The sequence below is a fragment of the Nocardia gamkensis NBRC 108242 genome (genome assembly GCF_001612985.1).
GTDB lineage: Bacteria > Actinomycetota > Actinomycetes > Mycobacteriales > Mycobacteriaceae > Nocardia > Nocardia gamkensis.
Genome location: NZ_BDBM01000005.1, coordinates 19,393 through 43,274, shown reverse-complemented (window position 1 = coordinate 43,274; position 23,882 = coordinate 19,393). Strand labels below are relative to the sequence as shown.

Genomic DNA, 23,882 nt, shown 5'->3' with positions numbered 1-23,882 from the left:
GGGTAATCTTTCGTCTTTGTCCAGCAGCAGTGTTATAGCTTTCCGCTATTTATTGATCGAGTAATACGGCGTTCGAATGGGTCCGGTCGGGCTTCATTCGGGCGGTGGGCGCGATCTTCGAATCGAAGCATTGCATCCGGAGCATGCGTACGCGGTTGTGTGTCAGGTGTAATCTCCAGCACGGCAGTGTCTTTCGCCAGGCTCGGGACGCGTGCGAGGGGAGGGGCGCGGCGTGGCCGTGATCCGGGCGGCCGAGTCGTGGCGTGCGCAGGCGGCCGGGTCTCACGGGCTGGGGCGACGGCTACCGTTCCCGCCGAAGCGCGGTACGTGAACTGCCGACAGTGCTTTCCGTGGCATCGATCGGGTCTTATCTCGAGTGATACCAGGCGGTCTGCAAATATTCAGCGAATCCGGGGCCGGAATTCCGCCCCGTGAACCATTAGGGGCCGCGACCGACCGAGAGCCGGTTCTTCACCCCTTCCCGTCACTTCTCTCGCGCGTATCAGAGCAGCAAGTGCAGTGCGACGGAGCCGAGGCAGACACCGAAGACGAGCACGAGAGCGAGAGCGTCGCGCAGGCCGGGAGCGTTCGGATGGGCGGTGAGTTGCCCGGTGCCACCGCGTGCGGTGATCGCCTCACCCAGTTCACCGGCCCGGCGGGTGGCCACCGCCATGGCCGCGGTGAGGATGTCGATGAGCGGGTTGTCGACCGCGCGGGCGAGCACACGGTCCTTGGGGCGGAGGCGACGGGCGGCGCGCAGCACCCGGATCTCCTCCATGAGCAACGGCAGACCGCGGAGGGTGAGCGCGACGACGACAGCCCATTCGTCCACCGGCATCCTGAGCCTGCGCAACGGCGCGCCCAGTTTGGCGAGGGCGGGCGCGACGTCACCCATCGGTGTGGTCCACGCGATCAGGAACGAAGCGGTCACCAAGATCAGGGTGAAGATCGCGATCTGCGCGTAGCGCAGCACCGCCGCACTGCCGACCGGGACGGTGAGCAGGCCGCCGACGATGAACAGCGCCCAGAACCACCAGGGCGGGCGCGGCAGCGTGCCGAGCGGCAGCCGGGCGACGACGCCCACGATCACCAGGAACCCCGTCATCACGGCGAGCACCGGCCAGGACGGCAGGAACATCAGCACCAGGCTGATCAGGAAAACGCCGATGATCTTGGTTCCCGCCCACAGCCGGTGCACCGGACTGGCGACCGGCACTTGACGCAGCAGAACGGTGCTCATCATCGACCTCCGTGCTCGAACCGCCAGGCCGATTCACCGGGCGCGTGCAGCGCTCCGGAGTCGGCTCGCGCGGCCGCCTCGCTCGGCACCGGTGTGACCGCCCACGCGGATTCCGCGCTCAGGATGCGTCCCGATCGCAGGTGCACCGTGCGGTCGCACACCGCCGCCATGTCGGCCACGTCGTGTGAGATGACGATCAGCGTCAAACCGGCATCCCGGAGCCGGGCCAGCAGTTCCACGATGTCGGCTCGGCCCTCGGGGTCGAGTCCGGCCAGCGGTTCGTCGAGCACGACCACTTGGGGGTGGCTGGCCACGATCGCGGCGAGCACCACCCGTTTGGCCTGTCCGCCGCTGAGTTCCTCGATCGAGCGTGCGGCCAGCGACCGGTCCAGCCCGACCGCGTCCAGCGCGCGCCCGACCGCGCCGGAGCCGGTGGCGCGTCCGCCCCAGTCCGCGATCTCCGCGCCGACGGTCTGCTTCTGCAATTGCAGGCGGGAATGCTGGAACGCGAGCCCGACCCCGCCGATCTGTTTGCCGACCGGCTTTCCGCGCAGTTCGCACCGGCCGGAACTCGGTTCGATCAGACCGGCCATGATCCAGGCCAGGGTGGACTTGCCGGAGCCGTTCCCGCCGACGACGAGCAGCGCTTCGCCCTGTCGGACGGACAGATCGACGCCGTGCAGCGCGGGCGCCTCCCACGGCGTCGCGCGGTTGTAGGTGTGCCGGACATCGCGCAGTTCGAGGACCGGTTCACCCATCGGCCTGCGGCGCGCGGCGCGTGCCGGACGGGGCCAGGCGGGCAGGTGCGCGACCGTCCGTCCACCGGACAGGTGTACGACCCGGTCCGCCGCCGCGGCATCGGCTTCGTGGTGGGTCACCAGGACCACCGCCATCGGGTGGCGTTTCGGCAGGCCCGCGAGCAGTTCCACCAGTTCCCCGCGTCCGTCCGGATCGATCATGGAGGTCGCCTCGTCGGCGATCAGCAGGGCGGGCCGCCGGGCCAGTGCCGCCGCGACCGCCAGCCGCTGCTGCTGACCGCCGGAGAGCGTCGCGGTCTCCTTGCCGCCCATCCCGGCCAGACCGACCTCGCTCAGCAGTCCTTCCACGTCCACCTCGGCGGCCAGGTCCGCGGACAATCCCCACACCACGTCGTCGGCGACGAGCACGCCGAGGGTCTGGCTCTCCGGTCGCTGCAACACCAGCGCCGTGCCGCCCAGCCGCCCCAGTCCGGCCGAGCCGGGCCGCCGCACCGACCCCGAGGTGGGCGGCAGACCGGCCAGCAACCGGGTCAGCGTGGACTTGCCCGAGCCGTTGTGCCCCACCACGGCGACGAATTCCCCGACCGCGACGGTGAGGTCGACGTCGCTGAGCGCGTCGCGACCGGCGCCGGGGTAGCGGAACCCGGCGTGTTGCAGCGTGACCGGCAGCGGCGCGACGGGCCGGTCGTCGAGCGGTGCGTCGAGCCGGTCCCGCCCGGGCAGCCAGTCGAGCCGGTCCAGCACCGAGCCAAGGACATACCAGGAGCACACCCCGGTGGCCATCATGCCGAGCGCGACGCCGCCGCCCAGCCACACCCACCACGAGCGCAGCACGGCGTCGGCCAGATCCGCCACGACCCGCCCGAGCGGGGTCACGCCCACCTGGGCGGCGAGATCCTGCAGGCCGCGCGCGCCGTTGCGGATGTTGTCGAAGACCAGCTCGCGCGCGCTCGACAGCACGAGCAGCGAACCGACGGCGAGCGCGGCCCACACCAGCCCGGTGAGCAGCGAGAGGCCCAGCACCGCGACGAGCCCGCCGCCGCGCCGCTTCACGGTGCCGATGATGCCGCCCATGGTGGCCGAGGCGACCAGCACCGTCGCCGACGCCATACCGGCCGCCACGAAGGTGACCAGCGTGGCGGCGATGGTCGCGGTGATCAGGGCGCGCGGCCGGAAGCGATGCGCGATCAGCCCGATCGGGACCGCCGCGACCAACTGCAGCGCGCCGGCGAACGGGATCACCGATCCGATGGTCACCAGCCCGACGGTGGCTCCACCGAGCACGGCGCCGGTGGCCAGCTCGATCGGACGCAGCGGCCCGCGCTGCTCCGATGCGCCCGGACGGGCCAGTTCATTCACAGCACAAGTCTGCCAGCCCGGCGGGCGGTGCCGGGTCGAGTCGAATCCGAGCGGGGCCGGCAGCCGTGCGATTCGTCACGAGACCGGGTCGAGGGTGTAGTGGCGGGGATCGAAGCGCCGGGTGCGGCGGCGGTAGCTGGTCTGCGAGCCTGGCCAGTTGTTGGTGATGCGGCCCGCGGAATTGCGGTACCAGCTCGCGCAGAAGTTCCACGGGGTGCGGGCCAGGCGTTGCTGGAGCGCGGCGTTGTAGTCCTCCTCCAGGTCCGCCCGGACGTCGACACAGTGGCCGGGGTGGTCGGCGAGCCACCGCACCGCCTGACGGATGTAGCGGGTCTGCGACTCGATCATGTAGATGATCGAGCCGACACCGAGGTTGGTGTTCGGCCCGTAGACGAGGAAGAGGTTCGGGAAGTCGGGCACCGCGATGCCGTAGTACGCATGAGCGCCCTCGGCCCAGGCGTCGGCCAGCCTGCGGCCCCCGCGACCGTAGACCTCCATCGGCCACAGGAACTCCGTGCCCTTGAAGCCGGTGCCGTAGATGATCACGTCCACCTCGTGCGTCGCACCGTCGGCGGTGCGTACGCCCCGCGGAGTGATCTCGTTGATCGCGGTGGTCTCCACCCGCACGTTCGGCTGGGTGAGCGCGGGGTAGTAGTCGTTGGAGAACAGCGCGCGTTTGCATCCGATCGGGTAGTCCGGGGTGAGTTTCGCGCGCAGCTGTGGATCCTCGACCTGCTCGGCCAGGTGCCGGGAGGCGATGCGGGCCACCCACCGGGCGATGGCGGGGACCTCGACCAGTCCGAGCGAGACGAACTCCGCGATCGTCCACCACCCGAATCGTTCGGCCAGCAGCGCGCCGGGCATCCGCGCGAACAGGTTGTGCTGGATCGGCGAGTAGTCGGTGTCGAACTTGGGGATCACCCAGGCCGGTGTGCGCTGGAAAAGCGTGAGATGGGCGACCTCGGGCTGGATCTCGGGGATGTACTGGACAGCGCTCGCTCCGGTGCCGACGCAGGCGACGCGTTTGCTGCGGAGGTCGACCTCATGGTCCCACTCGGCCGAATGGAACGACGGGCCCGCGAAGGTGTCGATGCCGGGAATGGCGGGCAGCGACGGACGCGACAGCTGGCCCACCGCCGAGATCAGCACGTCCACGACGCGGCTGTCCCCGTCGGCGGTGCGGACGGTCCACCGGCCGGTGGCGTCGTCGAATTCGGCGTCGGTGACACTCGCGCCGAAGCGGATCGCCGACAGCACGCCGTGTCGCTCGGCGACGCCGCGCAGGTAGGCGTGGATGGCGGCACGCCCCGAGTACCGCTGCGGCCAGTCCGGCTTGGGTTCGAACGAATACGAGTACAGCGGTGAGGGGACGTCGCAGGCCGCACCGGGGTAGGTGTTCTCCCGCCACACCCCGCCGAGGTCGGCGGCCCGTTCCAGCACGGTGATGTCGTCGAAGCCGTTGCGGCGCAACTCGATCGCCATGCCGATGCCGCCGAAGCCCGCGCCGATGATGAGGATCGACGGCCGACCGCGCCTTGTCATGTGACACTCCTCACTCCGACCGTAGGTGTCTCCACTGTAGGAGCCGCCGTGCCGTCGCATAGAGAAATTCGGCCATAATGTCCGCGTGGAGCGGGTGCAGGATCCGGATATCCGCGATTGGAACTTTCCGCGCGGCGTGGCCAGCGTGGCGCTGATGGTCGGCTACGCGGCCGAACACGGCGTGCCCGCGGCGCGCATGCTGCACGGCACCGCACTGACCGAGCAGCAACTGCGCGATCCGGACGCGCAGATCGATGCGCACACCGAACTGGCGGTCATCCGCAACCTCGTTCGCGAACTCGCCGGCCGTCCCGCGCTGGGCGTCGAGGTGGGCCGCCGCTACCGGATCACCACCTTCGGCATCTTCGGCTTCGCCTGCGTCAGCAGCCCGACGTTGGGGGAGGCGATCAGCTTCGCGCTGCGCTACCTGGACCTCAGTTTCACCTTCTGCCTACCGGTGGCCGAGTGGGGCGAGAACGAGTTCGTCGCGGTGGTGCACGACGAGTCGGTGCCGACGGATGTGCGCCAGTTCCTCGTCGAACGCGACGTCACCGCGATGCATCAGGTGATGAGCGATCTGCTCGGCACGCGCCTGCCGCTGACCAGGGCCGAATTCCGTTTTCCCGCACCGGACTACGCCGATCGGATCGCGGACGTCACCCTGGTGGCCCCGCGGTTCGACATGCCGCGCAACCTGTTCGCCATCGAACCCATGCTGCTGGAGCAGCCGTTGCCGCAGGCCAACGAGCACACTTGGGCGATGTGCCTGGCGCAGTGCCGGGAGTTGGTGCACCGCCGCAGGGCCCGCACCGGCATCGCGGCCGAGGTGCGCGAGCGCTTGGTCCCGCGCGGCGGCGCGGACGGGTTCGCCGCGCCGCCCGGCATCGACGCCGTGGCGAACGATCTCAACATGAGCACGCGCACGCTGCGCAGGCATCTCGACGCGGCGGGCACCAGCTATCGCGCGTTGCTGGACGAGGTGCGGCGTGCTCTGGCCGAGGAAATGCTCACCGCCACACCGCTGTCGGTGAGCGATGTCGCGATCCGTCTCGGTTACGCCGAAGCCTCGACGTTCATCTTCGCCTTCAAGCGGTGGACCGGTAACACCCCGGCCGCCTATCGCCGCGAACGCGTCGTCCGGCGCTAAGCCCCTTCGCCGCGGCCGCTGCGGCTGCCCGTGTAGGCCAGTTCGCGGATCTTGCCGATGGCTTTGGGGAACAACTCCACCTCGGCCGGGTGATTGAGCATCGGATCGAAGTAATCCGTGCGGTGCTCGGCGGATTCGGCGGGCCGCAGCGTGATTTCGGCGACCCGCCAGGTGGGTCCGCCGAGACGGCCCGCGCTGAGGGTGAAGCTCACCAGATCCTCGTTCAGATGGGCTTGCATCGCCTCCAGCGACGCCGAAGCGGGCTGCACACCGTCCGGCTCGGCGAAGAACCAGGTCGGCGCGGAGTTGCTGATCCGGTAGGGCATCAGGCAGCCGTAGCGCGCGCTGGCCCAGCCGCGCGCGGGGGTGATCACCAGCCGGCCCAGCGCTCCCTGCCCGGTGGTGGCCAGCGCGAAGTCCCAGGGCTCGTCGTCCCGATCGAGTACTCGGAACGCCAGGCCGAGCACGTCGGGCAGGCCGTTCGGTAGTCCGACGCCCTTGGACAGCCGCGCGATCACCGCGCGTTCGCCGCTGCCGAACAGCGGCTCGAACTCGGGTTCGGCGTGCAGACGACCGGCCAGGTGCAACCCGTTCGGGTGGAACACCCGCGCATGCCGGATCCGCGCTCCGGTCGCGAACGCGCTCTTCACCACTGCGGCTGGCAGGTCGACCATGGTGCATCCTCCCGGGTAGGCGTCTCGTGCCTCCCGATTGCCCCGGCTGGTGCCGGGTAAACCGCGCTCAAGCCGGTTGCACGCCGATCCGGCCGCCCATCGGAACGGTCCGGAAATGGGTGGTGAGCCGGTGATCGTCGCCGATGACGTGCAGCGAGATCGTCGGGTCCGGCGCGTAGTCCATGACGTGGTCGGGCAGGTCGAGTTCCCACTCGCCGCTGAGCACCGACGCGGTGCTCGGGCCGACCAGCAGCGGGCGTCCGCCGAACGTGGTCGTCGCGGCGGAATGCGCGTGCCCGGTGAGTACGGCGACGATCCGGTCGTCACCGGCCACCAGGTCGGCGAGCCGCTGGGGATCGGCGAGGGAGATCCCGTCGACGATCGGGCTGTACAGGTGTGCGGGCGGGTGGTGCAGGGCGAGCAGGATCGGTTTGGCCGGGGGCGCGGCGTCGAGTACGCCGCCCAGCCAACGGTAGGTCTCCTCGGCGAGTCGTCCGCCGGGCTCCCCGGGAATGCTCGAATCCAAGAGCGCGAGGGTGAGATCACCGATTCGGTGCGAGCGGTTGATGGGGGCGTCGGAGGCGGGCTCGCCGAGTAGGGCGGTACGGAAGCCCGCGCGGTCGTCGTGGTTGCCGGGGATGGCGTACACCGGGATCTCGGTCTCGAACGCGAGCTTGGCCTCCGCGTACTGCTCGGCTTTGCCGGAATCGGTGATGTCGCCGGTCACGAGGATGGCGTCGGGCTTGTGGCGCAACCCGGCGAAGAACTCCATCACCCGCTGGACACGCTGGGTGTTGCGGGGGCCGAGATCGAAATGGGTGTCGCTGACCTGAGCCACCAGGATCATCGGCATTCGCTTTCGCTAGGGGTTCGCTGCATTGCGTCAGAGTGTGCGCGCGCTGCGGCTGCCGCACGTCATCAGGCTAGTTGACCTGCGCATTACGAGTCGTCATGACGCTCGCCACCATGCGAATGCTGCTCGGAGATATGTGTCCCAGGACACAATGCGTGAGGTTCGCGGTCAGGATTTGGACTGCTCGGATACCGCGGCGGAGAGGGTGCGCAGGGAGCGCACGAACACTCGGCGGTCCTGGGCGGGGAGTTGCTCGAGCAGTTTGTCCTCGCCGGTTTGGATGTCGCGCTGGACGCGGTCGCGGAGGGCGCGGCCCTCATCGGTCAGCGACACCAGGTTGACCCTCCGGTCGGACGGGTCCGGTTCGCGCGTGATCAGGCCCCGGCGCTGCAACTCGTCCAGCACGCCGATGATGCGGGTCTTGTCCGCGCCGATCGCCTTGGCCAGCGCCGCCTGGGTGTAGACCGGTTCCGCATCCAGGCCGAGTAGGACGGAGTAGCCCCACATGGATAGTTCGTGGCGCTCCAGGATGGGCGTTTCCGCGGCGATGAGCGCCCGCACGAGCGGCACGATCATCGCGGCCAGATCGGGACGAGCGTTGGACATGGACCGACGATACTGCTTGGAAAATCGTAAGCTTAAGCATACGATATGCGCATGCTTACTGATTCCTTGAAAGAATTGCGCGACCAGCACGCTCGGTCGGTTCGAGCGAGCGTGGAGGCCGTGGCCCGCGTGCGTCCCGATCAACTGGATTCCGCAACACCCTGCGCCGATTGGCGCCTTCGTGACCTGCTGGAACACATGATCGCGCAGAATCACGGCTTCGCCGCCGCCGCGCGGGGCAGCGGCGATCCCGATGTCTGGGCCGTTCGCGCGTCCGACGATCCGGTCGCCGACTATCGCGCCTCGGCCGACGACGTGCTCGCGGGCTTCGCCGTCGAGGACGTCTTCGAGCGCGAACTGCTGCTGCCGGAAGTCCTGCCCGATCGCGGCATCCCGGCCCACCTCGTGATCGGCTTCCACCTCGTGGACAGCGTCGTCCACGCCTGGGACGTCGCGCGCTCGATCGGCGACACCATCACCCTCGACCCCGACGTGGCCGAAGCGGCGCTGCGCATCGCCCTCGCCGTCCCCGACGGTCCCGAACGCACCGCCCCCGGCGCAGCCTTCGCCCCGGCACTGTCCGTTCCGGAGGAAACCCCGACCCTCGACCAGATCCTCCTGCTCCTCGGCCGCTCCCCGAACTGGCCGAACTGACCCGCTGACGCGGATTCCACTCGCGGCCGCGCGCCGAACCGACCTACTGACGTGGACCTCCGCGCGGCTGCCCTTACCGGCCGTGTGCATCCGGGCGTTGCCTGGGGATGACTGTGGACGAATCGCCAGCCGACGTTCATCGCTCTGGGGTGAGCGGCGGGACGGTTGGTTTGCCCGAACCACCCCTCCCTGGGGGAGCCGCCGGCCAGGTCGCGGCCATACCAGCCGGAGACCTGGCACGAAGAAGGCCAGAACGAGGAAGCGGTCGGCGGCGGTCGACGCTCAGGCGAGGAGGTCGCGACCGGTACGGAGGGAAAAGTGGCGCTAGCCGAGCGTTCGTAGCGAGTGGGCAGCGCGTTCGAGGGCGGCCGGTTCGGCGGGTTCGCCCAGCGGGCGCCAGAAATCGGGGTCCGGCTCGGCGGTCAACGTCAGTTCCGGCGGGGTGCGCCACGAGGCGGCGAGGCCGAGATGCCAAGAGTGCAGGTAGGTCCGGGCATGGGCGCCGGAGCGGTCGAACAACGGGTCGCCGACTATCGGGTGTCCGGTCCAGGCCAGGTGGACGCGGATCTGGTGGCGGCGGCCGGTGACCGGGCGCAGCGCGAGAACGGTGTGCGCCGGGCCGCGCAGCACCGTCGCGAACCGGGTGAGCGAGGGGTAGTTCTTGGCGGGCAGCAGGTCGGCGTCGTCGACGAACCAGCGGCCCGCCTCGTGGCGGATGTTTTCGCGGGGCGCCGCGATCCGCACCCGGTTCTTGCGGCCCACACCGAGCGGCAGATCGAATACGCCGGTATCGGGCAGGCCGGTGGCGGCCACGACGGCCAGGTACGTCTTCTCGGCGGTCTGCTTGTTGAACTGCCTGGTCAGCTCGCCGTGCGCGCGCAGTTCCTTCGCGAACAAGATCAGGCCGGAGGTCACCTTGTCGATCCGGTGCACCGGATACAGCGTTTCCCCCGCTTCGGCGGCCAGTTCGACGAGGTCGGTGTCGTGGCGCTCGCCGGTGACGGAGATCCCGGCAGGTTTGTGCAGGGCCAGGATCGCCGCGTCCTCCTCGACGAGACAACGGGCGCGCAGCTGTGACCAGTCCTTGTCCACCGGACGAGCCTAGGGCGGCCGCCCGCGGTGGGCGGCACGCGGTCTCGGCTACCTGCCGTTCTTGCCGTTGCGGCGCAGCAGGTGCGGGCGCAGCCGGTTGAAGCCCCGCACCCGGACGCTGCGCAGGTGCCTGATGGCGAATGCCGGGTCGCCCTCCAGCGCGGCGGCGGCGTGGTCGTCGATCAGGACGGTGCCCGGCCGGGCGACGCCGGTGAGCCTGGAGGCGATGTTCACGACCGAGCCGTAAAGGTCCCCGAAACGTTGCAGGACCGGGCCGTAGGCGACAGCGACCCGCAGGTCCGGGGTGCCGCCGACCATCATGGTGGACTCCTGGATCGCCAGGGCGATGCGGGCGGCCTCGGTGGCGGTTTCCGTGGCGAACATGACTTCGTCGCCCACGTTCTTGATCACCCATCCGCCGTTCTCGGTGATGGCGGCGGTGGTGGTCGATTCGAACGCCTCCAGCAGCATGGACAGCTCGTCGGGATGCAGATGCCTGGTCAGTCTGGTGTAGCCGACCATGTCGGCGAAACCGACGGCCAGTTCCCGCACCGTCTCACCGGCGCTGGTACCCGGGTCGAGCGAGCGCGACAGCGCCGCGGCGAGATGGCGCCGCCATGCGTAGATGTTCAACTGCTCCAGCGTGGCGATGGCGCCCTCGGTGGCGGTGCGCACCGCCTGCTCGGGGTCGGTATCGGGCTCGGCTCGGGCGATCCGCTCCTCGATCTCCGCCAGCACCAGGTCGACCTGCCATTCCGCCAGGCGTGCCATGCCCTGGCCGAGCGTGCGCACGGTCGCCGACTGTTGCTTGGTGTCGGCCGAGGACAACACGTTCAGCTGCTCGAAGTCGCGCACCGCCGCGACGTCGGCGTCGGCGTAGTCGACCGCTTCGTCGCCGATGCTCGACGGAAAACCGAGCGCGATCCACAATCGCTTGGTGAGCGCCGTCGTCGTCCCCGACTGCTCGGCGACCTCGGTGCGGTTGTACCGGCGCGCTCCGTCGAGCAGGTAGGACTCGACGACCGATCGCACCAACTCGGACCTCTCGGTGGGCACCATGATCGGTACCTTACGGGGCGAATCCGGTGAGCCGGCTTTCCTTGGGGGAGTTCACATACTCACCGCGCCGTCTTCGGTCCCGTGCTGCCGGAAGGCACATCTCGGTGACACGCGGAACTGCCGCCCAACAGCGGTGCGGTCGGTCCGCGTGTGCGCGCATGCCCGGGCGCGTCGGGTTGCGAACGGCTTCGATCAGCGCCTGATTCCGGAGGTGGAGGGTGTGCGCCCACGGAAGGTGCGGCGCAGATCCTCGACCCATCGGTCCGGTATCTCCCACGGGATGAAGTGACCACCTCGATCGTGAACGGTGAGGTTGACGTGGTTGTACCAATCGCCCCGGTCGCTGTCGACGAAGGCCTGCACACGACGGTCGGTGGTGACGCCGGGCGGGTTCTCGTAGCCGACGAAGGTGATGCCGGTGGGGGCCTCGATCGGGGGCTGCCGGTCGTGCGACGGCGTCCACGGATAGCGATTGTTGTTGGCGTAGGTGCGGATCGACGTGCCGATCGAATTGGTGACCCAGAAGATCATCGCGTGGGTGAGCAGGTCGTCCTTGTCGAAGACGGACTCGATGTCGCCGCCGTTGTCGCTCCAGCTCACCCAGCGTTGCAGGATCCAGGCGAGCAGCCCGGCGGGTGAGTCGGACAACCCGTAGGCGAGGGTGCTCGGTTCGAGCACATGTGCGGCCAGATGGACGGCGAAACGTCGTTCCAGTTCGATGATCCGGTCGTGCACGGCCGCGGGTATGCCCTCCGGGATGGGTCTGCCGCCACTGATGTCCCAGCCCCGGTCGCCGTCGAACAAGGTGAGCTTCTGGCCGGACCCGATGTGGATGCCGTACAGCTCGTCGGCGTACTTGTGCCCGAGCTGCCCGGTGACCAGGGCGCCGACGTCGCAGCCCGCCGCGGCGTATTTCGTATGGCCGAGCGTCTCGGTCATGAGGACGTGCCAGAGGTCGGCGACCTTCCAGAAGTTCATGTCCGGGTTGTGCGGCCGCGGTGCGGAGAAGCCGAATCCCGGAAACGACGGGACGATCACATCGAAGGCGTCGGCCGGGTCGCCGCCGAATGCCGCGGGGTCGGCCAGCGGATCGACCACCTTCGCCCAATGCCAGAAGGTCCAGGGCCACCCATGGGTGAGGATCAGCGGCGTCGGGTCGGGCCCCACGCCCGGCTTCCGCATGAAATGCACCGGTACCCCGTCGACCTCGACGAAGTAGTGCGGATAGGCATTGATCGCGGCCTCGGCGGCACGCCAGTCGTAACCGGTGCGCCAATACTCGACCAGCTCCCGTAGATAGCCTCGCGACACACCGTAGGACCAGTCCTCGTTGCCCGCGTCGACCGGCCAGCGCGTCAGTTCCAGCCGTTGCCGAAGATCGGCGAGCACGTCGTCGGATACCTGAATGGTTGTGGGGAGCAGCGGGAACGGACGCGTCTCGACTCCACGCGCGGAAGGCTCGTGACTCACCGGACCAGTATGCTCCGGGCGTTTTCCGCGTCCGGTGCCACTGCCATCCGGCCCCGGCCTGTCCCCGCCACATCGTCGCCGCAGACCGAGACATCGCAGCCCCCTGGCGTGGCCGGTACGCCGCCGGTCTCGCAGCGTCCCGAGCTCCGGCCGGGCGATGGCCTCCGGACGTTCGGTCGGTCCGGTGGGCGGGCTGCTCATGGCTTGGGGGTGGGGGTCCAGTAGCCGGTGCGACGCTTGTCGGCGGCTGCGCGGATGGCCGCGCGGAAGCGTTCGGCCAGGCGGGTGGGAGCCGAAAGGTCGTCCCAGCGCCAGCGGACCACCACCCAGCCGAGGGCACGGAGCCGGGCTTCGCGCTCCTGCTCCGCTGTGCTGATCTGGGCGGCGGGCACGGGGCCGCGGGGTGCGGCTCGACGGTCGATCGTTCCGTCGAACTCGCCGATCACCCCGAGGTCGGGAAACAGGAAATCCACGCGGCCGACGCAGATCTCGTCGTCGGAGAAGACCCGGGCCTGCACCTGCGGAGCGGGGAGACCGGCCTGGTGCAGCAGAATCCGGCTGCGGGATTCGCCGACGTCCTCGCTGCGGCCGTCCAGGAAATCGAGGACGAGGGCGGCTCGGCGGCAGCCGGGCCGGTGCCGGGCGCGGCGAAGGTGTTCGCGCAGTTCCGTCATGGTCGTCAGCCCTCGGCGCAGCGCGGAATCCCCGACCGCGACCGACTGTTCGAACCCTTCCGAGCGAGCGATATCGAGGACCGTTCGCGCCGGTGTGGTCACTCGTATGTCGTCGACCAGGGTGATCTCATCGGGTTCGACCTGCGCCGAATGGACAACGACCCGTCTGCTCAGCCGGCCGCCGTTGATCCGATTCCTGGTCAGGTGGACGCGGTCGAGCGAAATCCCCCAGATCGCCAGGCCGTGCAGAACCGCCGCCGAACAGTGGCTCGTGATGGCGGAGTCGGACGTGGACTCCGCGGTCGCCAGCGTCATCAGCAGATGCCTGCCGGTCTCGCCCAGACCGGAGCCCGGCGAGTTCAGATAGTGCCCGGCGCGCAGGCGCTGCCATTGCCCGGTTCTGCACAGCCGGTGCAGCGCCTTGTCGGACAGCCCGGAGGCCAGTGCTTGCCGACGTGAGATCAATTGCGGTGCTTCCATACCGACGATCGTGATCGTCCGGCGCCCCCGGAGTACCCGCCGCGGCGGTGAATGTGGATAACACACCGGCTGTGGACAACTCCGGGGTCACCCCATCTGGGTCATCCCGGCCGCGACCACCTGTGCCACGTTCAGCACTTCCTCGGCGGTGGGCAGTGGAAGGCCGTCGAGCGCGTGCAGCCGGTCGGTGCTGGCTATGGCGAACATCGCCGAGACCCAGGCCGCCGCGCACGCGCGCAGGGTGCCCGGGCGCACGGGGGCGGGGGCGCTCGCCTGCAGCACCTTGGTGGTGACCTCCAGCAGTTGAACGCGCAAGCGGCGCAGTTGCCGTCGCACGTCGGGATGGGTGTCGGCTTCCCGCCACAGGATCACCCGCAGCACCGACGAGTGGTGGTCGCGCAGGTTCAGGGCGGCATCGAGGTTGACCAGGCTGGTCGCCGGATCTCCCGGGGCCACCACCGTGCCGATGTCATCGATCGGCTGGGCGGGCACCCGTTCGGACATCAAGGCGGACAGGATCGAGTCCTTGGTCGGGAAGTAGTAGAAGACGAGTCCTTTGGGGACGCCCGCCGCGGCGGCGATGGCCGCCGTCGCGGTGGCGTCGTATCCCTGGGCCGCGAAGAGTTTCTCCGCGGCGTCGAGGATGAGTTGCCGGGCGTCGCCGTCGGCTTTCGCGCTGCGGCGACGCCCGGGCCGCCGGGTTCCTGGCATCTGCGTCAGTGATGCGGAGCCATGTCGTGCAGACGTCCCGACACCGTCGGCAGCGCCGCTACCGCGACCACCGCCGTCACCACGCCGACTACCCATGCGGTCCAGGATGCGCTGCGGTACTCCGTGAAGTCCATGACCCACGGGGAGAGGAACAGCAGTGCGCCGCACAGGCCCATCACGTAGTCCGCCGCCGCCATGTCGGGGCGGGCCATCTGTGCCAGACCGGTGAGAGCGATGAGCACGCCGAGCACGATCAGCGACCACATGGCGTTGTCGTTGGTGTCCACCCAGAGGGGGGACAGCGCGGCGAAGGCTCCGAGCACGACAGCCAGGAAATCTTGCGCGCGGCTCTCGGTGAACATGGGTACCTCCTGAGGCTGTGAGTGTGTGCTTTCCTCGGTATAGCTCTGATTGACCGCCCGATCAATATCGGAACGAACACGATTGCGCGGCTGTTGCCCGACCATTGATGCGTGATGGTCGTCACAGGGCAATGCGTCAAGCAGAGGTTAGGGTGGGCTTCGTCGCACCGCCGGTTCCGTGGGATCGGCTGCCGGGTTCCAAAGAAGGGATGGCCGCATGACCGCGCCGATCGTGATCGTCGGAGCAGGCCTCGCAGGCCTGCGCACCGCGGAGGAACTGCGCCGCGCGGGCTACGCCGGTGAACTCGTGCTCATCGGTGACGAGCCGCGGTTGCCCTACGACCGGCCGCCGCTGTCCAAGCAGTTCGTGCGCGGCGAGACCGACGACACCACATTGCGGCCGAGCGAGTTCTTCGCCGAGAAGCAGATCGATCTGCGTGCGGGCACCGAAGCCGTCGGCGTCGACACCGGCGCGCGCCGCGTCCGCCTCGCAGACGGAACGACGCTGGACTACGACCAGCTGATCATCGCCACCGGCCTGCGCCCGCGCCGCCTTCCCGGCCTGCCCGATCTCGCCGGCGTGCACGTGCTGCGCGGTCATTCCGACGCCGTCGCCCTGCGCGCCGACCTCAGCGGCGCCCGGACGGCGCTCGTCGTCGGCGCCGGATTCATCGGCTGCGAGCTCGCGGCGAGTTTCCGGGCCCAAGGGGTGGATGTCGTGCTGGTGGAACCGCAGGCGACGCCGCTGGCTTCGGTGCTGGGCAGCGAAGTGGGCGAACTGGTGGCGCGGATGCACCGCGCCGAAGGGGTCGATCTGCGCTGCGGCATCGGTGTGGACACGCTGCTCGGCGACGACGCGGGGCGGGTGCGCGGCGCCCGGTTGTCCGACGGTGGTGAGATCGCCGCCGACCTCGTCGTGATCGGGGTCGGCTCGCGGCCGGCGACCGAGTGGCTGAGCGATTCGGGGATCGCGCTGGCGGAGCCGTCGGCCGGTGGCGGCGTGCTCGCCGACGAGGTGGGGCGCACCTCGGCCGAAGGCGTGTGGGCGGTGGGCGATGTGGCGGCCTGGCTGCACGACACCGGCTCCCGCAAACGCGTCGAACACTGGACCAACGCGGGCGAGCAGGCCAAATTGGTCGCTTGCGCGTTGCTGGGGGCGCAACCGCCCACGGCCGCCCGCGTCCCGTATTTCTGGAGCGACCAGTACGACGTCAAGATCCAGGCCCTCGGCACCCCCGGCGCGACCGACGAGGTGCACATCGCCTCCGACGACGGCCGCAAGTTCCTCGCCTACTACTCCCACGGCGGCAACCTGACCGGCGTCGTCGGCGCCGGCATGACCGCCCAGGTGATGAAGGCGCGCGCCAAGATCGCCGCGGGCGCTCCGGTGACCGAACTGCTCGCGCCCAGCTGACCTCGCGTCGGGCCCGATGTGATGCCGGAGGGCTCCGGCGAAACGCGGCTGCCGCGCGTGACTCGACCACGGCAGACCTTCGACGAATCGCACCAGCCTGGCCGCCCGCTTCCGGGTTCGGGGTGGTCGGCCGATAGGGCATCGTGGTCTGCGGAGCGGCCTTTGCGTGGCGGGCACGCGCGAGCGAACCCGTGCGGCATCCGGCGGCACCGCGTCGTCGGCGGTAGTGCCGCTGCTGTAGCGGGGACGTTCGCCGGGCCGCGAACGGCATGCGGCGCTGTCATGAGGCTGTAATACGGTGGTGCGGTGATCGTCGCGCTCATCGACTCGGGTCTGGGGTTGCTGCCCACCTCCGCATGGTTGCGCAAATTGCGGCCGGATGTGGATCTGCTGCTGCAACTGGACCCCGACGGCGCGCCGTGGGGGCCGAAGCCGGAGGAGTGGGTGGTCGAGCGGGTGGTGAACGCCGCGCGGACCTCGCTTCGTTCCGGGGCCGAGGTGATCGTCCTGCCGTGCAACACCGCCAGCGTCACGGCGCTGGAGCACGTGCGCGCCGACGTCGGGCCCGACGTGCCGGTGATCGGCACCGTGCCCGCGATCAAGCCCGCGGCGGCTGTGTGCCGATCGGTGGCGGTCTGGGCCACCGCCGCGACCACGGCGAGCCGGTATCAGGCCGATCTGATCGCGAAATTCGGCGGGGAGGCCGACGTGGTGGGCGTGGCATGCCACGGGTTGGCGGACGCGATCGACCGCGGTGATCTGGCCGCCGCGCACGACGCGATCGCGGGCGCCGCCGCGCGGACTCCGCCGGACGTGGAAGGCGTGGTGCTCGGTTGCACGCACTACCCCCTGGTGACCGACGCGATCGTCGCCGCGCTGCCGAACGGGGTCCGTCTGTTCGACAGTGCGCAAGCCGTTGCGGCGCAGACGATCCGGCGTATCGAGGCGCTGGGCCGCCCGAGCACCGGCAACGGCGAGGTCCGGGTGCTGAACAGTGGACGCCCCGGGGCGCTGCCTGCCAGCGCGGCCGCCTTCGAGTCGGGGCGTGTGCTGGGCGCGCAGGGATGAAACGCGGTCCGGCATCGCGCTCGCCGCGTTGACGATTGGCGCCGCGTTGACGGCTGGGGCGGCGTCGGCGGCTGGGCCCGCGTCGAAGGACGGGGCGGCGTTAGCGATTGGGGCGTCATTGGCGACTGGGGTCGCGCCGACGACTGGGGCGGCGACTACGACTGGGGCCGCGTCGAAGGACGGGGTCGCGCCGACGACTGGGGCCGCGTCGAAGGACGGGGCGGCGTTAGCGATTGGGGCGTTATTGGCGACTGGGGTCGCGCCGACGACTGGGGCCGCGCCGACGACTGGGGTCGCGCCGACGACGGGGCCGCCCCGACGACTGGGCCGCGCCGACGACTGGGCCCGCGCCGACGGATGGGCGGTATCGGCGACCGGGCACGCGCCGACGGCCGGGGCCGCGCTGAGCGCACAGAGCATTCGGAACAGGAGCGTGGTTCGATGAGCGACTCGGTGACCGCGGCGGACGTGCGGTCGGCTTTGCGGGAACTGGCGAATCCGGCCGACGCGACGCACTTGCAGCGGTTCTTCAAATCCGGGCCCGGTGAGTACGGCGAGGGTGACGTGTTCCTCGGCGTGCGGGTCCCGGTGAGCCGTGGTGTCGCGAAGCGCTTCGCGGCGCTTCCGTTGGACGAGGTCGACAAGCTGCTCGACAGCGACGTGCACGAGGACCGGTTCGTCGCGCTGGTCATCCTGAACGCGCGCTTCGCCGCGGCGTCCCGGCCGCGCTCCTTCGACGACGCCGCGCGCGCCGCCATGGTGGAGCTGTATCTGGCGGCCGTGCGGCGTGGCCGGGTGAACAACTGGGATCTCGTGGACGTGTCCGCGGAGAACATCGTCGGCCCGTGGCTGCTGGACAAACCGCGTGACCTGCTGTTCCAGCTGGCGCGGTCCGAGTCGCTCTGGGAGCGGCGGGTGGCGCTGCTGTCCACCTTCGCCTTCATCAAGGCGGGTGACGCCTCGACCACCTTCGCGCTGAGCGAGCTGCTACTCGGCGATCGGCGCGATCTGATCCAGAAGGCGGTGGGCTGGATGCTGCGCGAAGTCGGCAAGCGCGTCGACCGGAGCCTGCTGACCGGATTCCTCGACCGGCACGCCCCGGCCATGGGACGCACCGCGTTGAGCTATTCGATCGAACATCTACCGCCCGAAGTGCGCGCCGAATACCGCGCGCGATAGGCGGCGCAATCGATCGGCTAATGGCGCCATTTCGGGCGAACGCAAAATTGCGTTCGAAATGGCGGATGGTTCAGAACTGGATCTTCAGGTGGTCGGTCACCGGATGCGCCTGGCAGCCGAGAATGTAGCCGTTCTCGATATCCTCCGGGTCGAGGATTTCGGCGTTGTCCATTTCGACCTTGCCCTCCAGCACCGTGCACGCGCACGAACCGCATTCGCCCTCCTGGCAGGAATAGGGCACGTCCAATCCCTTGGCCAGCATGATGTCCACCAGCGTCTGCTTGCGCGGCCATTTCAGCTGGTGGACTTCGCCGTCCAACTCGACCTCGACCGTCGCCGCGTCGGCCGCCTCCTCGTCGGAGACCTCGACCGGCGCCTGGTCGGCGAACGGATCCCCGGCCAGCGAGTTGAACACCTCGGCGTGCGTGCGGGCGCGCGGCACGCCCAGTTGCGCGAGCGCGTCGTGTACCCGGTCCATGAACGGCTTCGGGCCGCACATGAACGCGTCGTAGCCGCGATAGGGGGCGACCAGGGTGGCCAGCGCGTCGGCCGTCGGCAAGCCCTGGAGATACTCCAGCCAGTGGATCACGGTGAGCCGCTGCGGGTGCTTGTCCGCCAGATCGCGCAGCTCACCGGCGAAGATCACCGACTCGTGGTCGCGGTTGGCGTAGACCAGCACGATGCGGCCGGTGCCACGGGCCAGTGCCGACTTCAGGATGGACATCACCGGCGTGATGCCGCTGCCTGCGCCGAACAGCAGCAGATCGTCGTCCAGGTCCTTCGGGGTGAAGACGCCCGAGGGCGGCAGCACCTCGATCCGGTCGCCCTCTTTCACGTTGTCGCACACCCAGTTCGACCCGTAGCCGCCCTCGGTCCGCTTGACGGTCACCTTCGGGCGGTCGTCGGTGTGCGGGGAACTGGCCAGCGAGTAGCACCGCGCCACCGAGCCGGTCCGGTCGCTGGGGATGCGCAGGGTGAGGAACTGCCCCGGCTGGTAGCGGAACTTCTCGGCCAGCTCGTCGGGAACATCGAAGACCAGCGAGCGGGTGTCGGCCGTCTCGGTGATGACCGCGGACACCCGCAGCACGACCGAGCGCGAGCCGTGTGGAACCTCGACAGTCGTCATGTCGTCCTCTCGAACCTGGCACGGGCTACCCGCGACGCAAAAACTAGAACGTGTTTCAGTTTCATCGTACGTCGGGCGCCGCCTGGCGGACAAGCTGGGCCTCCAGCCCGGCGATCAGCACCTCCATGCCGAAGTCGTAGGAGTAGCGTCCGCGCAGGTCGCCGATGTGCCGCGTGGCCCGCTCGACCACGGGAGGCAGTGTGACGTCGGCGGGGGCGGAGCGGTCGCGCGGGTTCACCCGGCTGCGGCCGAACAAGTAGGTGTGGATGGTCGCGTAGGCGGCCAGGATGTTGCGGTCGCCGAAGCCCGCGTCGTCCAGGATGTCCATGATCGCGGCGATCAGGTCCAGCTGTTTGCCGAGCATCTGCTCGATGAGGATGTCGCCGAGGCCGGGATGTTTGCGCAGCTTCTCGTCGATCTGGTCGACCAGGTCGCGCAGCCGATGCTGCCACGACCCGGATTCGGCCGGTGGCGTGCGCAGTCCGGTCAGCGCCGCGCTGGCGACGAGGTCCAGCAGCTCGCGTTTGTCGGCGACGTAGTAGTAGGGCGCCATCGGGGAGACGCCGAGTTCGCGGGATAGTCGCCGCATCGACAATTTCTCCACGCCGTCCTCGCGCACCACCCGCAGCGCGGCCTCGACGATCTCGGACTCCGACAGCGTTCGACTCGTGGTGCTCGCGGGCCCTCCGTGGTTACGCAAGCTTCCGCCTCCAGGCCCGATGCTCACACCACTGTGTGCCGCCGCCCCCGTTCGCCTGCATTCGTCCGACTCCCATGCCACCTCTACCGCCGCGGGCTTGTGTTGCCCGTCACATTCTGTTCCGCTGCTTGCCATCCGCAGTCTAGAGCGCCGGGTATCGCTCCCGTCGCCGCCTGCTGCCCTCGGCGGGCGGCGAACGGGCCGGTCGCGCGGGCCGAGCGGCGACCGGAATCTCGGGCTTCGCGGATTCGGTGACTGAAACCTGTTGTTTTGTCAGTTGATGACGTTATTGTGTGAGCACGAACTGCACCGACGCAGTTCGCACTCGGATCGCGCTCGCGGAGGTAGCCATGCCGGAATACGGGTCCAACGGACACACCGACACCGACAACACCGGACGGATGGAGACGGCCGCCGCGCGGTCGGCCGAAGAGGCGCCGCTGGTCGAGGAGAGCCTCATCGAAGAGGTGTCCATCGACGGCATGTGCGGCGTCTACTGACGGGCGGCGGACAACGATGCTCGATCTCGATACCCGCTGGCAGCTGCACCCGCGTGTGGCGCTGCGCCCGGAGCCGTTCGGCGCGCTGCTCTACCACTTCGGCACGCGCAAGCTGTCCTTCCTGAAGAGTCCGCGGATCGTCGAGATCGTCCGCTCGCTACCGGAGCACGCGTCGGCCCGCACCGCCTTGCACGCCGCAGGCGTGCCGGAGGCGGGCGCGGGCGTCTACGTCGACGCGCTGACCCAGCTCGCCGATTCGGACATGATCATCGGTGCGCCGGAAGGCGCGCCGATGCCGGCGGCGATCACGAACGCTGCTCCGGCGGCGGGGACGGTCCCGTCGGCCGGGGCGGTGCGCCTGGTCGATCGCTTCGAGTCCGGCTTGGCCGCGCCGATCTGCCTGACCTGGGAGCTCACCTACGCCTGCAACCTCTCCTGCGTGCACTGCCTGTCCTCCTCGGGCCGCCGGGACCCGCGCGAGCTGAGCACCGAGCAGTGCAAGGCGCTGATCGACGAGTTCGAGCGCATGCAGGTGTTCTACGTGAACATCGGCGGCGGCGAGCCCACGGTGCGCCCGGACTTCTGGGAGCTGGTCGACTACGCGACCGCGCACCACGTGGGCGTGAAGTTCTCCACCAACGGGGTGCGGATCACGCCCGAGGTCGCGGCCCGGCTGGCGGCCAGCGACTACGTCGACGTGCAGGTGTCGCTGGACGGCGCCGACGCCGCGGTCAACGACGCCGTGCGCGGGCCCGGCTCCTACGCCATGGCCATTCGCGCGCTGGAGAACCTCGCCGCGGCGGGTTTCCGGGACGCGAAACTGTCGGTGGTGGCGACCAGGCACAACATCGGACAGCTCGACGAGTTCCGCGCCATCGCCGAAAGGTACGGCGCCACCTTGCGACTGACCAGGCTGCGGCCGTCGGGGCGGGGTGCGGACGTATGGGACGAGCTGCACCCGACGCCCGATCAGCAGCGGGTGCTCTACGACTGGCTGCTGCGCAACGGGGAGGGTGTGCTCACCGGCGACTCGTTCTTCCACCTCTCGGCGTTCGGTCAGACGCTGCCGGGCTTGAACATGTGCGGCGCGGGCCGGGTGGTCTGCCTGGTCGATCCGGTCGGTGACGTCTATGCCTGCCCGTTCGCCATCCACGATCGATTCCGTGCCGGAAACGTCGTGGCCGACGGCGGTTTCGGCGCCGTGTGGCGGTCCTCGGACCTGTTCGGGGAGCTGCGCGAGCCCAGCGGAGGCGGCGCGTGCGCGTCGTGCAGCCACTACGACGCCTGCCGGGGCGGCTGCATGGCGGCGAAGTTCTTCACCGGGTTGCCCGCCGACGGTCCGGATCCGGAGTGCGTCCAGGGCTACGGTGAGGCGGCGCTGGCCGACACCGCGCGGATGATCCCGCGTTCGTCGGTCGACCATTCCCGCCGGGTCGCCCCCCGCGCGGGCGGGCGCAAGAGTACACCGGTCCCGTTGACGTTGAGCGCGACGCGCCCGGCCGGCTTCGCGCCGGAACGCCGCCCGTCGCGGGCTTGCGACGAGAGTCCGCTGGCCTGAGGCAATGGAGTTTGCCAAAAGTGTGCTAGCAGTGCGGCCATGGCTATCGTCCGGTCCACGACCGGGCGATAGCCGTCGCGTTGCCGGATGCTGGGAAACGGCTGTCGGCGAACTCTCGGCATCGGGTGCCGCGCGGGCCGCTTCCGGTGGCGGGCCGGTTTCGCCCGGAAATCTGCCGTTTTTTCCGGACTGTTGATGTCTGGCCGCGAAACTCCGCCTAGCATGCCAGGAATGCGCCATGATCGCCTGCCCGATGGATTCGGGGTGCGGATCGATCCCCGGGTACGCGCATACTCCGGCGGGCGGGTTCTGATCGGCGGTTCGCCGGCCAGGTTGCTGCGACTTGCCCCGGAGGCCGCCGAGATGATCGGCGACGGGTACCTCGAGGTGACCGGCCCGAAGTCCGCTGTCGTTGCCAGACGGCTGCTCGACTCCGGAGTGGCCAATCCCCGCCCCCGCCTGCTGCCGTCGCCGGAGGACGTCACCGTCATCGTGCCGCTGCACAACAACGCCGAGGGTCTGGCTCGCCTGCTCGCCGCGTTGCGCGGGCACAACGTCGTCGTGGTCGACGACGGGTCCGACCAGCCGGTCCGGATCCCGCGCAACCGAGGTACCCGCTGCCGGGTGACCGTGCTGCGGCACGACCGCAAGCAGGGGCCCGCCGCCGCACGCAACGCCGGCTTGCGCGCGGCGACAACCGACTTCGTCGCGTTCCTGGACAGCGACGTGGTGCCGCGCAGCGGATGGCTGGAGGTGATGCTCGGCCACTTCAGCGACCCTGGGGTGGCGCTGGTGGCCCCGCGGATCGTCGCGCTGGACCCGGAGTCCAACGCGCTGGCGCGCTACGAGCACACCCGCTCCTCGCTCGACCTGGGCAGGCGCGAGGCTGCCGTGCACTCGGGCGGGCTGGTGTCCTACGTGCCGAGCGCGGCGCTGCTGGCGCGGCGCAGGGCGCTGCTGGAACAGGGCGGTTTCGACGAGTCCATGCACGTCGCCGAGGACGTCGACCTGTGCTGGCGGCTGGAGCGGGCGGGCTGGCGGCTGCGCTACGAGCCCGCGGCGCACGTGGCGCACGACCACCGGGTGCGCTTCCGCGCCTGGTTCGGCCGGAAGCTGTTCTACGGCACCGGCGCCGCACCGCTGGGCGATCGGCACGCGGGCACGGTGTCACCGCTGTCGGTGCCGTCCTGGACGTTGCTGGCCGCGTTCCTGTTCGCCACGCTGACCAAGTGGGGGCTGCTCGGCGGCATCGGCACCCTGATCACCGCGCTGGCCCGATTGCGGCGCGTCTTCGCCGAACTGGACAACCCCACCCGGATCGCCGCGATCTATCTGGCGCGCGGCTTCTTCGCCGGGCTCTGGCGGATGGCGTCGGCGATGTGCAGGCACTACTGGCCGATCACGCTGGTGGCGATGGTCCTGTCGCGGCGCGTCCGGCGCATCGCGATCACCATGGCCCTCGCCGACGGCCTGGCCGACTGGTTCACCCACCGGGACGCGGGCGGCCTCGATCCCGTGCGCTACGTGGCCTACAAGCGTCTCGACGACATCGCCTACGGCACCGGCCTGTGGCTCGGCGCGTTCCGCGCGCGCAGCGTGGAAGCGCTGAAACCCACCACGCCCTCGCGCTGATCGACTCGTACGACCCGCGACGAC

Annotated in this window: 22 protein-coding genes; 8 read left to right on the top strand and 14 right to left on the bottom strand. The window is 69.7% G+C overall.

What is annotated here, in order from left to right; all coding sequences use genetic code 11:
• Positions 1 to 502: 502 nt before the first annotated feature.
• The 3 genes from NG1_RS04975 to NG1_RS04965 all read right to left on the bottom strand — a co-directional run bounded on the left by NG1_RS04975 (position 503) and on the right by NG1_RS04965 (position 4,899).
• Positions 503 to 1,240 (bottom strand): energy-coupling factor transporter transmembrane component T family protein, encoded by a 738-nt coding sequence (locus tag NG1_RS04975; RefSeq protein ID WP_062968455.1) that lies wholly within the window; start codon positions 1,238 to 1,240, stop codon positions 503 to 505.
• Positions 1,240 to 3,357, bottom strand: a complete 2,118-nt coding sequence (locus NG1_RS04970) for an ABC transporter ATP-binding protein (RefSeq protein ID WP_063910258.1) — start codon at positions 3,355 to 3,357, stop codon at positions 1,240 to 1,242. Before NG1_RS04970 ends, NG1_RS04975 begins: the two co-directional genes overlap by 1 nt.
• Positions 3,358 to 3,432: 75 nt before the next feature.
• Positions 3,433 to 4,899: a flavin-containing monooxygenase gene (locus NG1_RS04965; protein WP_062968453.1), complete on the bottom strand. Its 1,467-nt coding sequence runs from the start codon at positions 4,897 to 4,899 to the stop codon at positions 3,433 to 3,435.
• Positions 4,900 to 4,984: 85 nt separating this feature from the next.
• On the opposite strand from NG1_RS04965, the gene NG1_RS04960 reads away from it, so the two are divergent.
• Positions 4,985 to 6,046: an AraC family transcriptional regulator gene (locus NG1_RS04960; protein WP_062968451.1), complete on the top strand. Its 1,062-nt coding sequence runs from the start codon at positions 4,985 to 4,987 to the stop codon at positions 6,044 to 6,046.
• Here the strand turns inward: NG1_RS04960 and NG1_RS04955 are convergent.
• The 3 genes from NG1_RS04955 to NG1_RS04945 all read right to left on the bottom strand — a co-directional run bounded on the left by NG1_RS04955 (position 6,043) and on the right by NG1_RS04945 (position 8,179).
• Positions 6,043 to 6,720: a hypothetical protein gene (locus NG1_RS04955; protein ID WP_062968449.1), complete on the bottom strand. Its 678-nt coding sequence runs from the start codon at positions 6,718 to 6,720 to the stop codon at positions 6,043 to 6,045. The two genes, NG1_RS04960 and NG1_RS04955, sit on opposite strands and share 4 nt — an antisense overlap.
• A gap of 67 nt (positions 6,721 to 6,787) precedes the next feature.
• Positions 6,788 to 7,573: a metallophosphoesterase gene (locus NG1_RS04950; RefSeq protein WP_245659795.1), complete on the bottom strand. Its 786-nt coding sequence runs from the start codon at positions 7,571 to 7,573 to the stop codon at positions 6,788 to 6,790.
• 168 nt (positions 7,574 to 7,741) lie between these two features.
• The gene (locus NG1_RS04945) at positions 7,742 to 8,179 is read right to left on the bottom strand and encodes a MarR family winged helix-turn-helix transcriptional regulator (RefSeq protein ID WP_062968447.1); all 438 of its coding nucleotides are present in this window, start codon (positions 8,177 to 8,179) and stop codon (positions 7,742 to 7,744) included.
• A 51-nt stretch (positions 8,180 to 8,230) separates the two neighbouring features.
• Between NG1_RS04945 and NG1_RS04940 the strand changes: the two genes are divergently transcribed.
• Entirely contained in the window at positions 8,231 to 8,833 is a 603-nt protein-coding gene (locus tag NG1_RS04940) for a TIGR03086 family metal-binding protein (protein WP_062968874.1), read from the top strand.
• Between the two features lie 324 nt (positions 8,834 to 9,157).
• Here the strand turns inward: NG1_RS04940 and NG1_RS04935 are convergent, their stop codons facing one another.
• The 6 genes from NG1_RS04935 to NG1_RS04910 form a co-directional block, all read right to left on the bottom strand.
• Complete coding sequence (locus NG1_RS04935; RefSeq protein ID WP_062968445.1) at positions 9,158 to 9,925, bottom strand: RluA family pseudouridine synthase; 768 nt, start codon at positions 9,923 to 9,925, stop codon at positions 9,158 to 9,160.
• Positions 9,926 to 9,973: 48 nt separating this feature from the next.
• Positions 9,974 to 10,984, bottom strand: a complete 1,011-nt coding sequence (locus NG1_RS04930) for an adenylate/guanylate cyclase domain-containing protein (protein ID WP_062968442.1) — start codon at positions 10,982 to 10,984, stop codon at positions 9,974 to 9,976.
• A 192-nt stretch (positions 10,985 to 11,176) separates the two neighbouring features.
• Positions 11,177 to 12,454 (bottom strand): epoxide hydrolase family protein, encoded by a 1,278-nt coding sequence (locus NG1_RS04925; protein ID WP_062968440.1) that lies wholly within the window; start codon positions 12,452 to 12,454, stop codon positions 11,177 to 11,179.
• Between the two features lie 197 nt (positions 12,455 to 12,651).
• The gene (locus NG1_RS04920; RefSeq protein ID WP_062968438.1) at positions 12,652 to 13,608 is read right to left on the bottom strand and encodes a type IV toxin-antitoxin system AbiEi family antitoxin domain-containing protein; all 957 of its coding nucleotides are present in this window, start codon (positions 13,606 to 13,608) and stop codon (positions 12,652 to 12,654) included.
• 87 nt (positions 13,609 to 13,695) lie between these two features.
• Positions 13,696 to 14,319: a TetR/AcrR family transcriptional regulator gene (locus tag NG1_RS04915; protein WP_062968436.1), complete on the bottom strand. Its 624-nt coding sequence runs from the start codon at positions 14,317 to 14,319 to the stop codon at positions 13,696 to 13,698.
• Positions 14,320 to 14,324: 5 nt separating this feature from the next.
• The gene (locus tag NG1_RS04910) at positions 14,325 to 14,681 is read right to left on the bottom strand and encodes an SPW repeat domain-containing protein (RefSeq protein ID WP_040870186.1); all 357 of its coding nucleotides are present in this window, start codon (positions 14,679 to 14,681) and stop codon (positions 14,325 to 14,327) included.
• A gap of 217 nt (positions 14,682 to 14,898) precedes the next feature.
• Between NG1_RS04910 and NG1_RS04905 the strand changes: the two genes are divergently transcribed.
• The 3 genes from NG1_RS04905 to NG1_RS04890 all read left to right on the top strand — a co-directional run bounded on the left by NG1_RS04905 (position 14,899) and on the right by NG1_RS04890 (position 18,342).
• Positions 14,899 to 16,095, top strand: a complete 1,197-nt coding sequence (locus NG1_RS04905) for an NAD(P)/FAD-dependent oxidoreductase (RefSeq protein ID WP_084498706.1) — start codon at positions 14,899 to 14,901, stop codon at positions 16,093 to 16,095.
• A 306-nt stretch (positions 16,096 to 16,401) separates the two neighbouring features.
• Positions 16,402 to 17,163: a glutamate racemase gene (locus NG1_RS04900; RefSeq protein ID WP_062968434.1), complete on the top strand. Its 762-nt coding sequence runs from the start codon at positions 16,402 to 16,404 to the stop codon at positions 17,161 to 17,163.
• A gap of 441 nt (positions 17,164 to 17,604) precedes the next feature.
• Entirely contained in the window at positions 17,605 to 18,342 is a 738-nt protein-coding gene (locus tag NG1_RS04890) for a DNA alkylation repair protein (RefSeq protein ID WP_062968430.1), read from the top strand.
• A gap of 70 nt (positions 18,343 to 18,412) precedes the next feature.
• Here the strand turns inward: NG1_RS04890 and NG1_RS04885 are convergent, their stop codons facing one another.
• Both NG1_RS04885 and mftR2 read right to left on the bottom strand, forming a co-directional pair.
• Positions 18,413 to 19,468, bottom strand: coding sequence for a ferredoxin--NADP reductase (locus NG1_RS04885; protein ID WP_062968428.1), 1,056 nt, complete (start codon positions 19,466 to 19,468; stop codon positions 18,413 to 18,415).
• Between the two features lie 61 nt (positions 19,469 to 19,529).
• A complete protein-coding gene (gene mftR2 / locus NG1_RS04880; protein ID WP_062968426.1) occupies positions 19,530 to 20,168 on the bottom strand; it encodes a mycofactocin system transcriptional regulator MftR2 in 639 nt (212 codons plus the stop codon).
• Positions 20,169 to 20,569: 401 nt separating this feature from the next.
• Here mftR2 and mftA point away from each other — a divergent pair, with 401 nt between their 5' ends.
• The 3 genes from mftA (at position 20,570) to mftF (ending at position 23,858) form a co-directional block, all read left to right on the top strand.
• On the top strand, positions 20,570 to 20,668 hold the full coding sequence (mftA, locus tag NG1_RS36385) for a mycofactocin precursor MftA (RefSeq protein WP_157107015.1): 99 nt from the start codon (positions 20,570 to 20,572) through the stop codon (positions 20,666 to 20,668).
• A 16-nt stretch (positions 20,669 to 20,684) separates the two neighbouring features.
• A complete protein-coding gene (gene mftC / locus NG1_RS04870) occupies positions 20,685 to 22,226 on the top strand; it encodes a mycofactocin radical SAM maturase (RefSeq protein ID WP_084498704.1) in 1,542 nt (513 codons plus the stop codon).
• Positions 22,227 to 22,457: 231 nt separating this feature from the next.
• Positions 22,458 to 23,858 carry a mycofactocin biosynthesis glycosyltransferase MftF gene (mftF, locus tag NG1_RS04865; RefSeq protein WP_062968422.1) on the top strand — a complete coding sequence of 467 codons (1,401 nt, stop codon included), beginning with the start codon at positions 22,458 to 22,460 and terminating at the stop codon, positions 23,856 to 23,858.
• The last annotated feature ends 24 nt before the right edge of the window (positions 23,859 to 23,882 follow it).

What these genes read in the sequence shown, in the direction of transcription:
- NG1_RS04945 (WP_062968447.1), bottom strand. Translation starts at nt 8,179, where the DNA reads ATGTCCAACGCTCGTCCCGATCTGGCCGCGATGATCGTGCCGCTCGTG.
- NG1_RS04950 (WP_245659795.1), bottom strand. Translation starts at nt 7,573, where the DNA reads ATGCCGATGATCCTGGTGGCTCAGGTCAGCGACACCCATTTCGATCTC.
- NG1_RS04905 (WP_084498706.1), top strand. Translation starts at nt 14,899, where the DNA reads ATGACCGCGCCGATCGTGATCGTCGGAGCAGGCCTCGCAGGCCTGCGC.
- mftC (WP_084498704.1), top strand. Translation starts at nt 20,685, where the DNA reads ATGCTCGATCTCGATACCCGCTGGCAGCTGCACCCGCGTGTGGCGCTG.
- mftA (WP_157107015.1), top strand. Translation starts at nt 20,570, where the DNA reads ATGGAGACGGCCGCCGCGCGGTCGGCCGAAGAGGCGCCGCTGGTCGAG.
- NG1_RS04955 (WP_062968449.1), bottom strand. Translation starts at nt 6,720, where the DNA reads ATGGTCGACCTGCCAGCCGCAGTGGTGAAGAGCGCGTTCGCGACCGGA.
- NG1_RS04910 (WP_040870186.1), bottom strand. Translation starts at nt 14,681, where the DNA reads ATGTTCACCGAGAGCCGCGCGCAAGATTTCCTGGCTGTCGTGCTCGGA.
- NG1_RS04885 (WP_062968428.1), bottom strand. Translation starts at nt 19,468, where the DNA reads ATGACGACTGTCGAGGTTCCACACGGCTCGCGCTCGGTCGTGCTGCGG.
- NG1_RS04915 (WP_062968436.1), bottom strand. Translation starts at nt 14,319, where the DNA reads ATGCCAGGAACCCGGCGGCCCGGGCGTCGCCGCAGCGCGAAAGCCGAC.
- NG1_RS04965 (WP_062968453.1), bottom strand. Translation starts at nt 4,899, where the DNA reads ATGACAAGGCGCGGTCGGCCGTCGATCCTCATCATCGGCGCGGGCTTC.
- NG1_RS04975 (WP_062968455.1), bottom strand. Translation starts at nt 1,240, where the DNA reads ATGAGCACCGTTCTGCTGCGTCAAGTGCCGGTCGCCAGTCCGGTGCAC.
- mftF (WP_062968422.1), top strand. Translation starts at nt 22,458, where the DNA reads ATGCGCCATGATCGCCTGCCCGATGGATTCGGGGTGCGGATCGATCCC.
- NG1_RS04920 (WP_062968438.1), bottom strand. Translation starts at nt 13,608, where the DNA reads ATGGAAGCACCGCAATTGATCTCACGTCGGCAAGCACTGGCCTCCGGG.
- NG1_RS04940 (WP_062968874.1), top strand. Translation starts at nt 8,231, where the DNA reads ATGCTTACTGATTCCTTGAAAGAATTGCGCGACCAGCACGCTCGGTCG.
- NG1_RS04930 (WP_062968442.1), bottom strand. Translation starts at nt 10,984, where the DNA reads ATGGTGCCCACCGAGAGGTCCGAGTTGGTGCGATCGGTCGTCGAGTCC.
- NG1_RS04890 (WP_062968430.1), top strand. Translation starts at nt 17,605, where the DNA reads ATGAGCGACTCGGTGACCGCGGCGGACGTGCGGTCGGCTTTGCGGGAA.